Source organism: Nocardioides okcheonensis (assembly GCF_020991065.1).
GTDB classification, from domain to species: Bacteria; Actinomycetota; Actinomycetes; order Propionibacteriales; family Nocardioidaceae; genus Nocardioides; species Nocardioides okcheonensis.
This window is the reverse complement of sequence record NZ_CP087710.1, coordinates 4,258,081-4,275,340: the sequence shown is the minus strand read 5'-3', so window position 1 is coordinate 4,275,340 and position 17,260 is coordinate 4,258,081. Positions and strand designations below refer to the sequence as shown.

Here is a 17,260-nt window from a genome sequence, read left to right as displayed (position 1 = left end):
CACCCCCCGTTTCGCACGTGTGTGCGTGTGGGGGGTGTGTCTGGGTGTGTTGGTTGGGAACTGCCTAGTGGACGCGAACATGTGTGTTCGTTGTTTTTGCGCGTGTGTGTGGTCTTGTACGTGGTTGGGACAAGCCCTCGGCCTATTAGTACCGGTCGGCTGGGCATTACTGCTGTACACCTCCGGCCTATCAACCCCATGTTCTGTGGGGGGCCTTACCCCATTATTGGGTGGGAAACCTCATCTTGAAACGTGCTTCCCGCTTAGATGCATTCAGCGGTTATCACTTCCGAACGTAGCCAACCAGCCGTGCTCTTGGCAGAACAACTGGCACACCAGAGGTTCGTCCATCCCGGTCCTCTCGTACTAGGGACAGCCTTTCTCAAGTTTCCTGCGCGCGCGGCGGATAGGGACCGAACTGTCTCACGACGTTCTAAACCCAGCTCGCGTGCCGCTTTAATGGGCGAACAGCCCAACCCTTGGGACCTACTCCAGCCCCAGGATGCGACGAGCCGACATCGAGGTGCCAAACCATCCCGTCGATATGGACTCTTGGGGAAGATCAGCCTGTTATCCCCGGGGTACCTTTTATCCGTTGAGTGACCACGCTTCCACATGCCGTGGCCAGATCACTAGTTCCGACTTTCGTCCCTGCTCGACATGTCTGTCTCACAGTCAAGCTCCCTTGTGCACTTACACTCGCCACCTGATTGCCAACCAGGCTGAGGGAACCTTTGAGCGCCTCCGTTACATTTTAGGAGGCAACCGCCCCAGTTAAACTACCCATCAGGCACTGTCCCTGATCCGGATAACGGACCTAGGTTAGACATCTAGTACGACCAGAGTGGTATTTCAACGTTGACTCCACCCCCACTGGCGTGAGGGCTTCACAGTCTCCCACCTATCCTACACAAGCCGTACCAAACACCAATACCAAACTATAGTAAAGGTCCCGGGGTCTTTCCGTCCTGCCGCGCGTAACGAGCATCTTTACTCGTAGTGCAATTTCGCCGAGTCCATGGTTGAGACAGTGGGAAAGTCGTTACTCCATTCGTGCAGGTCGGAACTTACCCGACAAGGAATTTCGCTACCTTAGGATGGTTATAGTTACCACCGCCGTTTACTGGGGCTTAAATTCTCAGCTTCGGCCTTGCGGCCTAACCGGTCCTCTTAACCTTCCAGCACCGGGCAGGAGTCAGTCCGTATACATCGTCTTACAACTTCGCACGGACCTGTGTTTTTAGTAAACAGTCGCTTTCCCCTGGTCTCTGCGGCCATCACCGCTTCCCCCAGCAAGTGGGTTCACGGATCCGGCCCCCCTTCTCCCGAAGTTACGGGGGCATTTTGCCGAGTTCCTTAACCATGGTTGTCTCGATCGCCTTAGTATTCTCTACTTGATCACCTGAGTCGGTTTGGGGTACGGGCGGCTCGTTTCTCGCTAGAGGTTTTTCTCGACAGCATAGGATCACCCACTTCACCAAAAGTGGCTCCGCGTCACGTCTCAGACTCCACACCCAAGTGGATCTGGCGGATTTGCCTACCAGACGTCCTACACGCTTGCCCACAGACAACCATCGCTGTGGCTGGGCTACCTTCCTGCGTCACCCCATCGCTTGACTACTACCAGCTCGGGTCCCACGCTCCACACCACGGCCTCGCCCCGAAGGGTCCGGTCCACGATGCTTCGGGTGGTTAGCATCACCAGGTTCGTCATGGGCGAAACTTCGCCGGTACGGGAATATCAACCCGTTGTCCATCGACTACGCCTGTCGGCCTCGCCTTAGGTCCCGACTTACCCAGGGCAGATTAGCTTGACCCTGGAACCCTTGATCATTCGGCGCACGGGTTTCTCACCCGTGATTCGCTACTCATGCCTGCATTCTCACTCGTGTGGCCTCCACACCTGGATCACTCCGGCGCTTCACTGCCCACACGACGCTCCCCTACCCATCCAGCGCACTGAACACCGATCGAGTCGATGCTGATGTATTCGCTGAATGCCATAGCTTCGGCGGATGACTTGAGCCCCGCTACATTGTCGGCGCGGAATCACTTGACCAGTGAGCTATTACGCACTCTTTCAAGGGTGGCTGCTTCCAAGCCAACCTCCTGGTTGTCAATGCGACTCCACATCCTTTTCCACTTAGTCACCGCTTAGGGGCCTTAGCTGATGGTCTGGGCTGTTTCCCTCTCGACTACGGAGCTTATCCCCCGCAGTCTCACTGCTGCGCTCTCACTTACCGGCATTCGGAGTTTGGCTAACGTCAGTAACCTTGTAGGGCCCATCGGCTATCCAGTGCTCTACCTCCGGCAAGAAACACGCAACGCTGCACCTAAATGCATTTCGGGGAGAACCAGCTATCACGAAGTTTGATTGGCCTTTCACCCCTATCCACAGGTCATCCCCTCAGTTTTCAACCTAAGTGGGTTCGGTCCTCCACGTCGTCTTACCGACGCTTCAACCTGCCCATGGATAGATCACTTCGCTTCGGGTCTTGAGCGCGCTACTGAATCGCCCTATTCGGACTCGCTTTCGCTACGGCTTCCCCACACGGGTTAACCTCGCAACACACCGCAAACTCGCAGGCTCATTCTTCAAAAGGCACGCCGTCACCCCGACCAACAAGTTGGCACAAGGCTCCGACGGATTGTAGGCACACGGTTTCAGGTACTATTTCACTCCCCGCCAGGGGTACTTTTCACCTTTCCCTCACGGTACTTGTCCGCTATCGGTCATCAAGGAGTATTTAGGCTTAACGGGTGGTCCCGCCAGATTCACACGGAATTTCAGGGGTTCCGTGTTACTTGGGAACACGCTCCAGAGCCAGCGCTTTACGTCTACGGGCCTATCACCCTCTACGGTACGGCTTTCCAACCGACTTCGACTTCCACACTGGTTTCTTACTCTGCACTGAGCCGGCAGACTCAATCGAGCGGTCCCACAACCCCCCAGATGCAACCCCTGCCGGGTATCACACACCTGAGGTTTAGCCTCATCCGATTTCGCTCGCCACTACTCTCGGAATCACTGTTGTTTTCTCTTCCTGTCGGTACTGAGATGTTTCACTTCCCGACGTTCCCTCCACACACCCTATGTGTTCAGGTGCAGGTAACACGACATGACTCGTGCTGGGTTTCCCCATTCGGACACCCCCGGATCACAGCTTGGTTGCCAACTCCCCAGGGCTTATCGCAGGCTCCAACGTCCTTCATCGGCTCTTGATGCCAAGGCATCCACCATGTGCCCTTCATAGCTTGTCTCAACAACGTCAAGACAACACACATGAACAACACCACCGACACACCCCAATCAAAGATGCGCCGGCAACGCCAGCCAGTCCCCTCAAGACAAGGAAGAACCAGCCAGCAAAAAACACTATTCACAACCAGCCACCAACACCCACCCCACCCAACACGCACACACATGCGTACATGCGCACATACGGGGGGAACAGGCACGGCACCGGCTGCAAAAGATGCTCGCGTCCACTATGCAGATCTCAAACAACAACCCCACCAACCCCCACCCACACCCCACGGGCACAGACAGGTAGCAGGAGGACCAGAAGACACCAACCAGGACCACCCACACGGGCAACCCCATCCAGAAGGCCCGAAGACCCCCACGGCTGATCCTTCAGGACCCAACAGTGTGTCCAACCACCACCCCACCCAACGGCAGGCCTGATGCCCACAACCCCACCCACCCAGCCCCCCGAAGAGGACCAGACAGACAAGCTGTGACAGTCGACGATTCCACTAGTGAGACACCACCATGCGCCACCAGACCTCACTGGACCTTGTGGCCAGCTAGCTGATGATCGGGGTGTGTGCTCCTTAGAAAGGAGGTGATCCAGCCGCACCTTCCGGTACGGCTACCTTGTTACGACTTCGTCCCAATCGCCAGCCCCACCTTCGACGGCTCCCTCCACAAGGGTTGGGCCACCGGCTTCGGGTGTTGCCGACTTTCGTGACGTGACGGGCGGTGTGTACAAGGCCCGGGAACGTATTCACCGCAGCGTTGCTGATCTGCGATTACTAGCGACTCCGACTTCATGGGGTCGAGTTGCAGACCCCAATCCGAACTGAGACCGGCTTTTTGGGATTCGCTCCCCCTCACGGGATCGCAGCCCTTTGTACCGGCCATTGTAGCATGCGTGAAGCCCTGGACATAAGGGGCATGATGACTTGACGTCATCCCCACCTTCCTCCGAGTTGACCCCGGCAGTCTCCTATGAGTCCCCACCACCCCGAAGGGCGTGCTGGCAACATAGAACGAGGGTTGCGCTCGTTGCGGGACTTAACCCAACATCTCACGACACGAGCTGACGACAGCCATGCACCACCTGTACACCCCCAAAAGAAGCCCCATCTCTGGAGCGGCAGGGTGTATGTCAAACCCAGGTAAGGTTCTTCGCGTTGCATCGAATTAATCCGCATGCTCCGCCGCTTGTGCGGGCCCCCGTCAATTCCTTTGAGTTTTAGCCTTGCGGCCGTACTCCCCAGGCGGGGCGCTTAATGCGTTAGCTGCGGCACGGAATCCGTGGAATGGACCCCACACCTAGCGCCCAACGTTTACGGTGTGGACTACCAGGGTATCTAATCCTGTTCGCTCCCCACACTTTCGCTCCTCAGCGTCAGGATATTCCCAGAGAACCGCCTTCGCCACCGGTGTTCCTCCTGATATCTGCGCATTTCACCGCTACACCAGGAATTCCGTTCTCCCCTGAATACCTCTAGTCTGCCCGTATCGAAAGCAAGCGCCGTGTTAAGCACGGCGTTTTCACTCCCGACGCGACAAACCGCCTACGAGCCCTTTACGCCCAATAATTCCGGACAACGCTCGCACCCTACGTATTACCGCGGCTGCTGGCACGTAGTTGGCCGGTGCTTCTTCTGTACCTACCGTCACTTGCGCTTCGTCGGTACTGAAAGAGGTTTACAACCCGAAGGCCGTCATCCCTCACGCGGCGTTGCTGGATCAGGCTTCCGCCCATTGTCCAATATTCCCCACTGCTGCCTCCCGTAGGAGTCTGGGCCGTGTCTCAGTCCCAGTGTGACCGGTCACCCTCTCAGGCCGGCTACCCGTCGAAGCCATGGTGAGCCATTACCTCACCATCAAGCTGATAGGCCGCGAGCACATCCCTGGCCGAAAAACTTTCCACCATCACCCATGCAGGCAATAGTCATATCCGGTATTAATCACCGTTTCCGGTGGCTATCCCGAAGCCAGGGGCAGATTACTCACGTGTTACTCACCCGTTCGCCGCTCGAGTACCCCCGAAAGGGCCTTTCCGCTCGACTTGCATGTGTTAAGCACGCCGCCAGCGTTCGTCCTGAGCCAGGATCAAACTCTCCATCGAAAACCATCAACCCCCACCACCCACCCCACCCCAACAAAAAGAAGAGCAGGAACAGACAGCAGAAGCGACTATCAATAAGAGCCACATCCCCTGACCGAACAAAACTGACTGTTGTCAGAATCATCGTCAAAGAAACCGCGACACCACCACCCACCAAAAGGCAGACCATGATGCCAACGGGGCAAAACAAACTAATTCGTCGACTAATCAAACACACTGTTGAGTTCTCAAGAATCAGACGCACCCGAACCTCGCCAGAACACCTGGCTCAGCCACCGGGGCAACCTGCAGAAACTTACCGGGCGACTTCGAGACGAAGCAAATCCTCGTCCGTTCCGCCCTGACCCACTGGTGTCACCGTGACCGATGACCGCTTCGGGCCGAGCCGCTCCGGGGCCGGGAGCCCAGCCTGACCGGCCTTGCTCCCCGCCGCTCCCTGGCGACAAAGAGAACAGTATGCGTACTCAGGACAGCGCGCAAATCGAAACGGTGTGACCGCGGGCACACCGACGTTTGCGCAGGTCAGAGGCCTGCAGCCGGCCGACACGCCCCCTCAGCGCACCTCGATGCCCGCGAACTTCTTCTTGCCGCGGCGCAGCACCAGCCACGCGCCGCCCACCAGGTCGGCCGCCGTCGGCCGGAGCTCGGGGTCCTCGACGCGCACGTTGTTGAGGTAGGCACCGCCCTCGGACACGGTGCGTCGGGCGTCGCCCTTGCTCGTGGCGAGTCCCGCGCTGACGAGCAGGTCGAGGATGTCGGGCAGCTCTCCGGCCGGCACGGTCGTCCCGCCGGCCTCGCGCAGCGCGGAGGCGAGGGTGTCGGGCTTGATGTCGGCCAGGTCTCCCCCGCCGAACAGGGCCGCGGCGGCGGCCTTCGCCTGCTCGACCTCCTCGGCGCCGTGCACCAGCGCGGTCACCTCGTCGGCGAGGCGCTTCTGCCCCGCGCGCAGGAACGGCTTCTCGGCCGTCTGCTGCTCGAGGTCCTCGATCTCCTCGCGGGTGAGGAAGGTGAAGATCCGGAGGAGCTCGCCGACCTTCTCGTCCTCGACGTTGAGCCAGAACTGGTGGAACGCGTAGGGCGAGAGCATCTCGGCGTCGAGCCAGAGCGCGCCACCCTCGGTCTTGCCGTACTTGGTCCCGTCGGTCTTGGTGATCAGCGGGGTGGCGAAGCCGTAGGCGTTCTCCCCCGTCACCCGGCGCACCAGCTCGGCGCCGCCCGTGATGTTGCCCCACTGGTCGGAGCCGCCGAACTGCAGCGTCACGCCGTGCTCGCGGAACAGGTTCAGGTAGTCCATCGACTGCAGCAGCACGTAGGAGAACTCGGTGTAGCTGATGCCCGACTCGAGACGACGCTTCACCGTGTCCCGCGCGAGCATCCGGTTGACCGGGAAGTGCTTGCCGATGTCGCGCAGGAAGTCGATCGTCGACAGGGACGCGGTCCAGTCGTAGTTGTTGACCGTCGTGGCAGCGTTGGCGCCCTCGAAGGTCACGAACCTCGACACCTGCGCGCGTACCCGCTCGGTCCACTCCTTGACCGTGTCGAGGGAGTTGAGCGTCCGCTCGCCTGAGTCGCGCGGGTCGCCGATCATGCCGGTCGCGCCGCCGACCAGGACGTACGGCGTGTGCCCCGCCTCCTGCAGCCGCCGTGCGGTCACGAGCTGCACCAGGTTGCCCATGTGCAGGCTGGGAGCGGTCGGGTCGAAGCCCACGTAGAACTTGACGCTCCCCGCGCCCAGCGCCGCGCGCAGCGCGTCGCGGTCGGTGGAGTGGGCGATCAGGCCGCGCCACTCCAGGTCGTCGAGGACGTTGGGGCTGCTCACGTGGGTTCCTTCGGGGTGAGGTGGGTTGGACGTCGCGCACTAGCCTAGGGCGAGGTCTGGAGGAAGGACGCACGTGATCGCAGGCAGGTACACGCTCGAGCGGGAGATCGGACGCGGCGGCGCCGGCACCGTCCACCTCGCGCACGACGAGGTGCTGGGCCGCACGGTCGCGATCAAGCGGATCGGGGTGATGCCCGGCGGCGACGACGTCCAGCTCGAGCGCGCCGCGCGCGAGGCCCGGCTGGCCGCGGCGCTCAACCACCCGCACGTGGTGTCCGTCTTCGACCTGGTCGCGGAGGGCGACGTCCACTGGCTGGTGATGGAGTACGTCGCCGGCCGCACGCTCAGCGACCTGGTCCGCTCCTCCGGCCCCCTCGAGGCCACCGCCGCGGCGGGGCTGCTGGCGCAGACCGCGGACGCGCTCACCGAGGCGCACGCCGCCGGGATCGTGCACCGCGACGTCAAGCCCAGCAACATCCTGGTCGCCGACGGCGTGGCCAAGCTCGGCGACTTCGGCATCGCCCGGTCGGCCGACGACGCCTCCCTCACCCAGACCGGGCTGGTCACCGGCTCCCCCGCCTACCTCGCTCCCGAGGTGGCGTCCGGCTCGTCCGCGACGCCCGCGAGCGACGTGTGGTCGCTCGGCGCCACGCTCTACCACGCGGTCACCGGCCGCCCGCCGTACGAGGTCGGCGACAACCTCATCGGCGCGCTCTACAAGATCGTCCACGAGGACCCGCCGCGCCTGCCCGAGGACCACCCGATGGCCGGGCTGCTGTCGGTGATGATGACCCGCGAGCCGGAGAACCGCTGGCCGATGCGCCGGGTGCGCGACGAGCTGCGTCGCCTCGAGCACGGCCAGCGCTCCACGATCGCCGCCGGCCCCGTGCCGGCGCGCCCGGCCGAGGCGACCGGCGTGCTCCCCCGCGTCACCGCGGCTCCCCCCACGTCGCCGCGAGCACGCCGCGGGCACGGGGCCCGGTGGGCCGGGATCGCCGCGCTGCTGGTCCTCGCCGTGGCCGCCATCGCGACGGCGTACGTCTGGGGCGGGCGGGGCGACACCCCCGAGGCGGCGGACCCGACGGGCTCCACGTCGTCGACGCCGCCCACCTCCGAGAGCCCCTCGGTCTCGCCGGAGGAGCGCCAGCAGCAGATGGACGCCTTCGTCTCGTCCTACATCGCCACCGTCACCTCGGACCCCCGGGCGGCCTTCGAGATGCTGACCCCGGAGTTCCAGACCGAGAGCCGCGGGTTCGAGGGCTACATGGGCTGGTGGGGCAGGGTGCGCTCGGCGCAGGTCACCAGCATCGAGAGCAACCCCTCGGACCTCACCGTCGACTACGCGGTGGACTACGTGATGAAGACCGGCGCGCGGTCGTCCGACCAGATCCGCCTGCAGCTGACGCCGGCCGACGACGGCGGCTACCTCATCGCGGGCGAGGCCTGAGCCTCCGGCGCTCGTAGGGCGGGTGGGGCTCGAACCCACGACCCAAGGATTATGAGTCCTCTGCTCTGACCGACTGAGCTACCGCCCCTCGGGGGCAGACCCTAGGCGATCGTGGGCCCGAGGGCCGCCTCCACCTCGTACATGTGCTCGACGACGCGGAAGCCCATCGCGGTGTTGGTGCGGTGCATCGCGGTGTTCGACGGCGCCGTCCAGGTGTGGACGAGCGTGACCTCGGGCGGCAGAACGGCGTAGTTCGCCGACTTGAGCGCGGCTCCCAGGCGGCGGCCGCGGTGGTCGGGCATCACGAGGGTGTCGTCCTGCCAGCCGTAGGTCGCGCCGTGCGGGACGAACAGCAGCGAGTAGCCGCCCCAGGCGCCGTCGGAGCGTCGCCGGGCAGCCGCCACGCGCACGTCGTACGACCGCGCCAGCCGTTCCTCCGACGCGGCGAGGCGGGCGTCGTCGAGCACGGCTGCCTGCAGGTCGAGGTCGCCGACGGGCACGTCGGCGTTCATCTGGTTGCGCATCGCGAGGTAGGCGGCTCGGTGCTCGTCCGGGCAGCGACCGCGCCAGGCGACGAGCTCGTAGGCGGCGTCGACGGGAGCCGGGCGGACCGGCAGGTCGGCGACGAGGTGGTCCTCGCGGTGCTGCTCGACCGCGCCCATCGCGGCGGCGAAGCGTCGCGCCACCTCCGCCCCCTCCGGCACCACGGTGACCTCACCGCCCATCCGGGTCCGGTCGGCCGCGGCGGCGCGGGCGGCGAGCGCCTGCCAGAGGGCGCGTCCCACCCCGCGCCGCCGGTGGGTCGCGACGACGTCGACCTCCACCCACGCGACCTCCCGGTTCTCGCTCAGGGGCAGCTCGAGCGACGCCGTGCCGACGACGTCCCCGTCCTCGACGACCTGCAGCCACCGGCGCTCGGCGTGCGCGGAGGGCTCGGTCGCCTGCAGCTCCCACGCGTCGTAGGCCTCGAGCAGCGCCTCCGGCCGGTCGGCGCGGATCGCGCGCTCCTGGGCGGCGTACCAGCGCCGGCGCGCGTCGGGGTCGGAGGTGTCGAGGTCGGTGACGTCCACCGCGTCATCCGACCCCAGCGCGGCGCACGGGGGCAACCGGATATCGGCACCCGCCTTCGCGAGAGGGGGTCGACGTGGGACAGTGAGGCGTCTCGGAAGCGTCACGGGTACTGGGAGGACCTCGGTGGCCAAGAAGCCAGAAGCGCTGCTGCCTGCGTCGCAGCGGCACCTCGTCACACGATTCGGCTACGGCGTCGACGCCGCGCTCGCGCGCGACGTCCGCCGGGCGGGCGGCGCCGACGCGTGGTTCGAGCGCCAGCTCACCCGCCCCGGCTCGTTCCCCGACGGCGACGCCGAGGCGGTGCGCCGCTGGTGGCCCGACCTCGACCGCGGGCCGATGGAGCTGTGGAAGCGGCAGGTCCAGGAGGTCCGCGGCGGCTGGGAGGTGATGGAGGACTACGGCCGCTGGCTGCTGGTCCGTCGGATCCGGACCCGACGCCCGGTGCTGGAGAAGATGACCGAGTTCTGGGAGGGCATGCTCCACGTGCCGGTGAGCGGCGACGCCCAGTTCACCTGGCGCGTCGACTACGGCGACACGATCCGCCGCCACGCGCTGGGCCGCTTCGACCAGATGCTGGCCGCCACGACCACGCACCCCGCGATGCTGATCTTCCTGTCGGCCGCGACGTCGACCAAGCGCGCGCCGAACGAGAACCTCGGCCGCGAGCTCCTCGAGCTGCACACCGTCGGGGCCGGCAACTACAGCGAGGACGACGTCAAGGCGTCCGCCCGCATCCTCACCGGCCACCACGTCGACCTGTGGAACACCTGGAAGGCCTCCTACGTGAAGGAGGACCACTGGACCGGGAAGGTGCGGGTCAAGGGGTTCACCCACAAGAACCGCAAGGGCGACGGCCGCGAGGTGATGAAGGAGTACCTCCACTACCTCGCGCACCACCCGCAGACCGCGGAGCGGATCGCGGAGCGGCTCGCGACCAAGTTCGTCCAGGACGACCCGCCCCGCGCGCTGGTGAGGCACCTGGCCAAGGTCTACCTCAGGAACGACACCGCCGTCGTGCCCGTGCTCCGGGCGCTCGTCGCGAGCAAGGAGTTCCGCCGCGCGGCCGGCAAGAAGCTGCGCGACCCCAGCGAGGACGTCGTCGCGACCTACCGCGCCCTCGGCGTACGCCTGGACCGTCCCGGCAGCGACGACTCCGGCGTCAACGCGATGCTCTGGCAGGCGTCAGGCCTCGGGCTCTCGCCGCACGCCTGGCCGCGCCCCGACGGCACGCCCGTCCGCAACGACATCTGGGCCTCCCCCTCGCGGGCGCTCGCGTCGATGAGCATGCACTGGTCCATGTCCGGGGGCTGGTGGCCCACCGTCGACCTGCACTACCGCGAGCCGAGCGCGTGGGTGCCGGCGAAGAAGGCGATCCGCTTCGACGACCTCGTCGACGCGGTCAGCCGCGACCTGCTCCACCGTCCGGCGACGAAGAGCCTGGTCACGACCGCCGCGCTGGCGACCGGCTGTCGCACCAGGGAGAAGATCGACCGCGAGCACGGTCTCTACCAGTGGGGCTTCGCGCGCCTGCTCTCCGCCGTCCTCGACTCCCCCGACCACCTGGCGTGCTGACATGACTGACGAGACCCACCTGCCCACCCGCTCCTGCGGCTGCCCCGACTACGACGAGGCGCGGCTGGCGCTGAGCCGCCGGGCGCTGCTCGGCACCGCCCTCGCCGGCGGCGCGGTCGCCCTCGGCCCCGCCCTCGGCGGCGAGGGCCCCCGCGCGTACGCCGTCACCGGCCGCCCGGCGGGACGCCAGTCCAGCCCGCTCGGCTCGGTGCTGGTGCTGCTCAGCCTGCGCGGAGCGGCCGACGGCCTCTCGCTCGTGGTGCCGCACGGCGACCCGGCCTACTACGCCGCGCGCCCGCGGATCGGCGTCCCGCACGCCTCGCTGCTCGCGCCCGACGCGATGTTCGGCCTGCACCCGGCGCTCGCACCGGTGCTCCCCATGTGGCAGGCCGGCACCCTCGCCGCGGTGCACGCCACCGGCATGCCCACCCCCAACCGCTCGCACTTCGCGGCGATGGAGGCCATCGAGGACGCCGCCCCCGGGTCGACCGCGCGCAACGGGTGGCTCAACCGGCTGCTCGGCGAGCTGCCGGGCGGCTCGCCGCTGCAGGGCACGGCGCTGGGCAACCAGGTCCCGACCTCCCTCTTCGGCACCAACCCGGCCTTCGTGGTCGGGCGGGTCGACGACGCCAAGGTCGCGGGGACCGAGGAGGACGGGCGCCGCCTGGCCTCGCTCAAGCACGCCTGGAAGGGCACCGGGCCGATGAACCGCGCGGTCCGCGACGCCATCGCCGGCGCGGAGACCTTCGGCGCCGCCCGCGACACGGCCGCCGGCACCCCGACCCCGGCCTACCCCGGCAGCTCGCTCGGCAAGGCGCTGTCCGGCGTCTCGCGCATCATCCGGTCGGGCGTCGGCGCCGAGGTGATCACGGTCGACCAGGGCGACTGGGACATGCACACCGACCTCGGCACCCTCGAGTGGGGGGACATGAAGCGCAACGCCGGCGACCTGGCGAGCTCGATCGCGGCGTTCTTCGCCGACCTCGGGCCGCTGGCCGACCGGGTCACGCTGGTGACGCTGAGCGAGTTCGGCCGGCGGGTCCAGGAGAACGACAACTACGGCACCGACCACGGCTTCGGCAACGTGATGTTCGTGGCCGGGGCCGGCGTCAGGGGCGGTCGCTACTACGGCACCTGGCCGGGCCTGCAGGACACCCTCGACGGCGACCTGCTGGTCACCACCGACTACCGCAGCGTGCTCACCGAGATCGTCACCCGGCGCTTCGGCGTCACCGTCGGACAGGTGTTCCCGGGCTTCACCCCCCAGGCCGTCGGTGTGATGGCCTGAGGGGCTGCTCGCCTCAGGCGACGACCTGGACGGGGTGGCGCACCACGGCGTCGAAGAAGTAGCCCTGGGTGTTGTAGGCCGCGACCAGCGGCTGCGTCCGGCCCTGCTCGTCGGTGGCGCGGGCGAGCAGCTCGTGGCGGCCGGGGCGCGGGCGGGCCCAGCGCACGGACCACTGGGTCCAGCCCTGGTCCTCGTGCGAGCGGCGGTCGACCGCGGCGGGACGCCACGACGCGCCGCCGTCGAGGCTGACCGAGACCCGGCGGATCCGTCCGGCGCCGCTCCACGAGCGACCGGTCAGGGTGACCGGCCGGGCCGGGAGCACCGCGTCGCGCGCCAGCTCCCACGCCGAGCGCACCGGGTTGACCGTCAGCGGCGGGGAGTCGGCGGGCCAGTCGGGGCCGGTCATCCGGTAGAACGTCGTGTTCCACGGCGAGGTCAGCTCCGTGCGGGAGACCTCGAGCGAGCCGAGCCACTTGATGCTCGCGATGCCCACCCATCCCGGCAGCACCAGCCGCAGCGGGAAGCCGTGGTCGGGCAGCAGGTCCTCGCCGTTCATGCCCCACGCCAGGATCGCGTCGTCCAGCGCCTTGGACACCGGGAACGGCCGGCGCACGCGGCCGTAGTCGGTGCCGCCCGAGACGAAGGGGTCGTCGAGCCCCGTCGCCTGGACCGACACCGCGTCCGGTGCCAGCCCGAGCCGGGCCAGGACGTCGCGCAGGCGCACGCCGGTCCAGCGGACGGAGCCGACGGCACCGAGCGTCCACGCCGTGCCGGACACCGTCTGCCCCTGCTGGGAGGTGAAGAAGCTGCGGCCGTTGCCGGTGCACTCGTGGACGGTGACCACCTCCCGGCGCGGCAGGCGGCGCAGGTCGGCCAGCGTCAGCGACAGCGCCTCCCCCTCGGTCCGGGGCGTGGCCAGGCCGTCGCCGAAGACCCGCAGCGCGTAGGTCGCCGGGTCGATCACGGGCGTACGGGTGTGGTTGCGCACGAACAGCCGCGACTGCGGGGTGAGCCGGCGGCGCGGGTCGACCGAGCTCCACAGCATCTCGGCGTTGGTCCCGAAGTCGGTGAACCACGCGGGCGGCGTGGGCTTGAGGATCGCGGGCGCGGCCGACGAGGCCGGCAGCCGCCACGTCGTCGCCGGGGCGAGGGCCGCACCACCGGCGACCGCGGCCGCGGCGAGGAACCCGCGGCGGGTGAGCGAGGAGGTCGTCATGCCGTCGACCCTATACGAGTAAGTCATGCGGTTCACTACACAACAGGGTCGGTGCCATGCTCGGACCATGACCGAGGACCGCCCCGCACCCCCGTCGTACGAGCCGCTCCCGGAGGACTGGGCGACCGCGCTCTTCGTGGTCGCCCATCCCGACGACGTCGAGTACGGCGCCGCAGCCGCCGTCGCGCGCTGGACCGGCCAGGGCAAGCGCGTCGTCTACTGCATGGTCACCAGCGGCGAGGCCGGGATCGACGGCCTGCACCCCGAGGAGTGCCGCACGGTCCGCGAGGCCGAGGAGGTCGCGTCCGCCCGCGCGGTCGGGGTCGACGAGGTGGTGTTCCTGCGGCTCCCCGACGGGATCCTGGAGTACGGCGTCGCCCTGCGCCGCGCGATCGCCCAGGTGGTGCGCCAGCAGCGGCCCGACATCGCGATGACCATCAACTTCCGCGAGACCTTCGGCGGGACGAACCTCAACCAGGCCGACCACATCGCGGTGGGCCGGGCCCTCCTCGACGCCGTCCGGGACGCCGGGAACCGGTGGATCTTCCCCGAGCAGCTCGCCGGCGGGCTCGAGCCGTGGGGCGGCGTGCGCGCCGTGTGGGCCGGCAGCTCCCCGCAGGCGACGCACGCCGTCGACGTCACCGGCACCTTCGACGCCGGCGTCGACTCGCTGAAGGAGCACCGGGCCTACATCGACGGCCTCGGCTGGGAGGGCTGGGACCCCGAGGAGTTCCTCGACGGCATCCTGCGCGCCGGCGGGCAGGGCCTCGGCGTCACCCACGCCGCGACCTTCGAGGTGTTCCCGATGGGCTGGGGCTGAGCGCCGCCGCTCCTCCGCGCAGCGGGAACGACGAAGGGCCCGAGGCAGTCGCCTCGGGCCCTTCTCTGGCTCCCCCGGTTGGACTCGAACCAACAACCCTCCGGTTAACAGCCGAATGCTCTGCCAGTTGAGCTACAGGGGATCGCTTGTGCAGCGAGGTGGAACATTAGCAAGGCCCGACGGCGCGGGGGAAATCAGGGTAGCCCCACGTCGCGTCGCATGCCGTCGAGCGCCTGCCGGGCGAGCGCACGGACCGCGGGATCGTCGGGGTCGACGCCCTCGTCGTACTCGTAGACCCACTGCACTCCCCCGTCGCCGGACGGTGCCCGGCGGGCGATCACGCGCAGGCCGCGGCGACCGTCGACGCCGACGTGGCGCTGCAGGACGACGCTGGCGGTGACGCGCTCGTGGACCAGCTCGAGCAGCCGGCCGGGCTCCTCGAGGCGGGCGGTGTGCACCGGGCGCTCCTCGCCCCAGGTGCCGACCTCGGACAGCCGGAAGGTGTCGGTGTCCCGGTCCCAGCCGGCGGCCTCGACCTGCTCCCACGGCACCCGCCGGGTCTCGCCGTCGACCACGACGTAGAACGCGTCGCGGGTGCCGGCGAGCACGGTGCCCTCGGCGCTGGTCGCCGCGGCGAGCACCCGCTCGCCGGCCGCGACGGCGACCGCCGGGGACGGGGGGCGACGGCGGAACGGGCTCATGCCTGGCCCCCGACCGCGCCCTCGCGCAGCTTGCGGCGGTGCTGCTCGAGCATCACCAGCTCGCCGAACATCCGGTTGTAGTCGAGGGCGTGCTCGACGGGGTTGGTGCGCTGCAGGCGCGCCTTGACGTCGGCGATCCGCCGCGACGTGGTGAGCTCCTGGAGCCGGTAGACGTAGGCCACCGCGAAGGTCGGGTTGGGGTCGGAGGTGCCGCGCACCGGCTCCACCCCGAGCTCGGTGATCGCGGCGACCACGGCGGGATCGGTGGCCGCGCCGCGGACGCGGTTGGCCCAGCCCGCGTCGTCGCCGGCCGAGGCCGGGCCCCCGGCCTCGGTGACGGCCGCCCACACGCCCTGGAAGGTCGGGTGGGTGAAGTCGTCGGCGGTGACGTGGGTGGTGGTCCGGCCGACGCCGGCGGGGTGCTGGATGACGAGCTTGAGCAGCTCGCGCTCGATCATGAAGCGGGGGTCGGACAGGCTCGGGAGCGCGGGGCGCGGCGGCTCGGCCGGCGCCGGCTGGTCGGTCGTCCGGGAGGTGCGGCGCGGCTCGTCCGTGCGGGCCGGGCGGCTCGCGGCGCGGCGCACCTCGCCCCGGACCTCGTCGAGGTCGAGGCCGACCATGTGGGACAGCTCGCGCGAGAACGCCTCCACCTTGGTCTTGTCGCGGATGCTCGCGACCAGCCCGGCCGCGTCGCGGAGCGCGTCGACCCGGCCGTCGGCGCGGTCGAGGTCGTGGCGCGACAGGATGTTGTCGAGGGCGAAGCGGTAGAGCGGCTGTCGGCGCGCGACCAGCTCGCGCACCGCCTCGTCACCCTCCTCGATCCGCAGCTCGCAGGGGTCCATCCCCTCCGGGGCGACCGCGACGTAGGTCTGGGAGGCGAAGACCTGGTCGCTCTCGAGCACCTTCATCGCCGCCTTCTGCCCGGCGGAGTCGCCGTCGAAGGTGAAGATCACCTCGCCGCTGGTGGTGCCGTGGTCGCCCATGAAGCGGCGCAGCACCCGCGCGTGGTCGGTGCCGAAGGCGGTGCCGCAGGACGCCACCGCCGTGCGCACGCCGGCGAGGTGGCAGGCCATCACGTCGGTGTAGCCCTCGACGACGACGGCCTGCTGGCTGTCCTTCATCGCGGTGCGGGCCAGGTCGATGCCGTAGAGGACCTGGCTCTTCTTGTAGATCGCGGTCTCGGAGGTGTTGAGGTACTTCGCCTCGATCCGGTCGTCGTCGAAGATCCGCCGGGCGCCGAAGCCGATGGTGTCACCGTTGGCCTCACGGATCGGCCACACCAGCCGGCCGCGGAACCGGTCGTAGTGGGAGCGGCCGAGCGCGACGAGCCCGGCCGCGACGGTCTCCTCGTCGCTGAACCGGCGACCGCGCAGGTGGCGGGTCAGCGCCTCGCCGTCGCGCGGTGCGAAGCCGACGCCGAACATCTCCGCGGCGGCCTGGTCGAAGCCGCGCTGGTGGAGGAACTGGCGCGCCACGACGGCGTCGGCCGACGCGAGCTGCTCGGCGTAGAACTCCTGGGCCACCTTGTGGGCCTCGACGAGGCGGCCGCGCGCCGGGCCGCGCGGGCGCGACGGGGCGTCGTCGCCCTCCTCGCGCCGCAGCTGGACGCCGACCTTCTCCGCGAGCCGCTCGACGGTCTCGGTGAAGGTCAGGCCGTCGACCTTCATCACGAACGAGATCACGTCGCCGCCCTCGCCGCACCCGAAGCAGTGCCAGAACTGGCGCGCGGCGTTGACGTTGAACGACGGCGTCTTCTCGTCGTGGAACGGGCAGAGGCCCTTCATCGAGCCGCCGCCGGCCCGCTTGAGGGTGACGTACTCGGAGACGATGTCGTCGATCTGCGCCTTCTCGCGCACCTCGGCGATGTCCTCGTCGCGAATCCGGCCTGCCACGCCGGGGAGTCTACGGGCGCGCACCCATCCGCCGGCCCCGGTCTCCACATCGTCCGCGGCGTCGCGGGCGG

9 protein-coding genes, 2 tRNA genes and 2 rRNA genes are annotated in these 17,260 nt (G+C 67.9%); 4 read left to right on the top strand and 9 right to left on the bottom strand.

From position 1 onward, the window contains the following. Window positions 1–125: 125 nt before the first annotated feature. The 3 genes from LN652_RS20840 to tyrS form a co-directional block, all read right to left on the bottom strand. Window positions 126–3,261 (bottom strand): 23S ribosomal RNA (locus LN652_RS20840). A gap of 580 nt (window positions 3,262–3,841) precedes the next feature. Continuing rightward, window positions 3,842–5,363 (bottom strand): 16S ribosomal RNA (locus LN652_RS20835). The 16S and 23S rRNA genes sit together here, the layout of an rRNA operon. Before the next feature lie 553 nt (window positions 5,364–5,916). Beyond that, entirely contained in the window at window positions 5,917–7,182 is a 1,266-nt protein-coding gene (gene tyrS, locus LN652_RS20830; protein WP_230442491.1) for a tyrosine--tRNA ligase, read from the bottom strand. A gap of 73 nt (window positions 7,183–7,255) precedes the next feature. Between tyrS and LN652_RS20825 the strand changes: the two genes are divergently transcribed. Further along, a complete protein-coding gene (locus tag LN652_RS20825) occupies window positions 7,256–8,629 on the top strand; it encodes a serine/threonine-protein kinase (RefSeq protein ID WP_230442490.1) in 1,374 nt (457 codons plus the stop codon). A 14-nt stretch (window positions 8,630–8,643) separates the two neighbouring features. On the opposite strand, the gene LN652_RS20820 is transcribed toward LN652_RS20825, so the two are convergent. Together LN652_RS20820 and LN652_RS20815 are read right to left on the bottom strand one after the other, a co-directional pair. Then, window positions 8,644–8,717 (bottom strand) — tRNA-Ile (locus tag LN652_RS20820). A 13-nt stretch (window positions 8,718–8,730) separates the two neighbouring features. After that, window positions 8,731–9,699 carry a GNAT family N-acetyltransferase gene (locus LN652_RS20815; protein WP_230442489.1) on the bottom strand — a complete coding sequence of 323 codons (969 nt, stop codon included), beginning with the start codon at window positions 9,697–9,699 and terminating at the stop codon, window positions 8,731–8,733. 124 nt (window positions 9,700–9,823) lie between these two features. On the opposite strand from LN652_RS20815, the gene LN652_RS20810 reads away from it, so the two are divergent. Both LN652_RS20810 and LN652_RS20805 read left to right on the top strand, forming a co-directional pair. Continuing rightward, window positions 9,824–11,272, top strand: coding sequence for a DUF1800 domain-containing protein (locus LN652_RS20810; protein ID WP_230442488.1), 1,449 nt, complete (start codon window positions 9,824–9,826; stop codon window positions 11,270–11,272). A gap of 1 nt (window position 11,273) precedes the next feature. After that, window positions 11,274–12,560 carry a DUF1501 domain-containing protein gene (locus LN652_RS20805; protein WP_230442487.1) on the top strand — a complete coding sequence of 429 codons (1,287 nt, stop codon included), beginning with the start codon at window positions 11,274–11,276 and terminating at the stop codon, window positions 12,558–12,560. Window positions 12,561–12,573: 13 nt separating this feature from the next. Here the strand turns inward: LN652_RS20805 and LN652_RS20800 are convergent, their stop codons facing one another. Then, window positions 12,574–13,776, bottom strand: coding sequence for a sulfite oxidase (locus LN652_RS20800; protein WP_230442486.1), 1,203 nt, complete (start codon window positions 13,774–13,776; stop codon window positions 12,574–12,576). A gap of 67 nt (window positions 13,777–13,843) precedes the next feature. On the opposite strand from LN652_RS20800, the gene LN652_RS20795 reads away from it, so the two are divergent. After that, complete coding sequence (locus LN652_RS20795; protein WP_230442485.1) at window positions 13,844–14,596, top strand: PIG-L deacetylase family protein; 753 nt, start codon at window positions 13,844–13,846, stop codon at window positions 14,594–14,596. A 66-nt stretch (window positions 14,597–14,662) separates the two neighbouring features. Here the strand turns inward: LN652_RS20795 and LN652_RS20790 are convergent. From LN652_RS20790 to dnaG, 3 genes are all read right to left on the bottom strand, one after another. After that, window positions 14,663–14,738: transfer RNA gene (locus LN652_RS20790), tRNA-Asn, on the bottom strand. Between the two features lie 52 nt (window positions 14,739–14,790). Beyond that, the gene (locus LN652_RS20785; RefSeq protein ID WP_230442484.1) at window positions 14,791–15,297 is read right to left on the bottom strand and encodes a hypothetical protein; all 507 of its coding nucleotides are present in this window, start codon (window positions 15,295–15,297) and stop codon (window positions 14,791–14,793) included. Continuing rightward, window positions 15,294–17,189: a DNA primase gene (gene dnaG, locus LN652_RS20780; RefSeq protein ID WP_230442483.1), complete on the bottom strand. Its 1,896-nt coding sequence runs from the start codon at window positions 17,187–17,189 to the stop codon at window positions 15,294–15,296. Before dnaG ends, LN652_RS20785 begins: the two co-directional genes overlap by 4 nt. Window positions 17,190–17,260 lie beyond the last annotated feature (71 nt).

Excerpts from the sequence above, each read along its gene's own strand:
- LN652_RS20805 (WP_230442487.1), top strand. The coding sequence starts at position 11,274 with ATGACTGACGAGACCCACCTGCCCACCCGCTCCTGCGGCTGCCCCGAC.
- LN652_RS20800 (WP_230442486.1), bottom strand. The coding sequence starts at position 13,776 with ATGACGACCTCCTCGCTCACCCGCCGCGGGTTCCTCGCCGCGGCCGCG.
- LN652_RS20795 (WP_230442485.1), top strand. The coding sequence starts at position 13,844 with ATGACCGAGGACCGCCCCGCACCCCCGTCGTACGAGCCGCTCCCGGAG.
- LN652_RS20785 (WP_230442484.1), bottom strand. The coding sequence starts at position 15,297 with ATGAGCCCGTTCCGCCGTCGCCCCCCGTCCCCGGCGGTCGCCGTCGCG.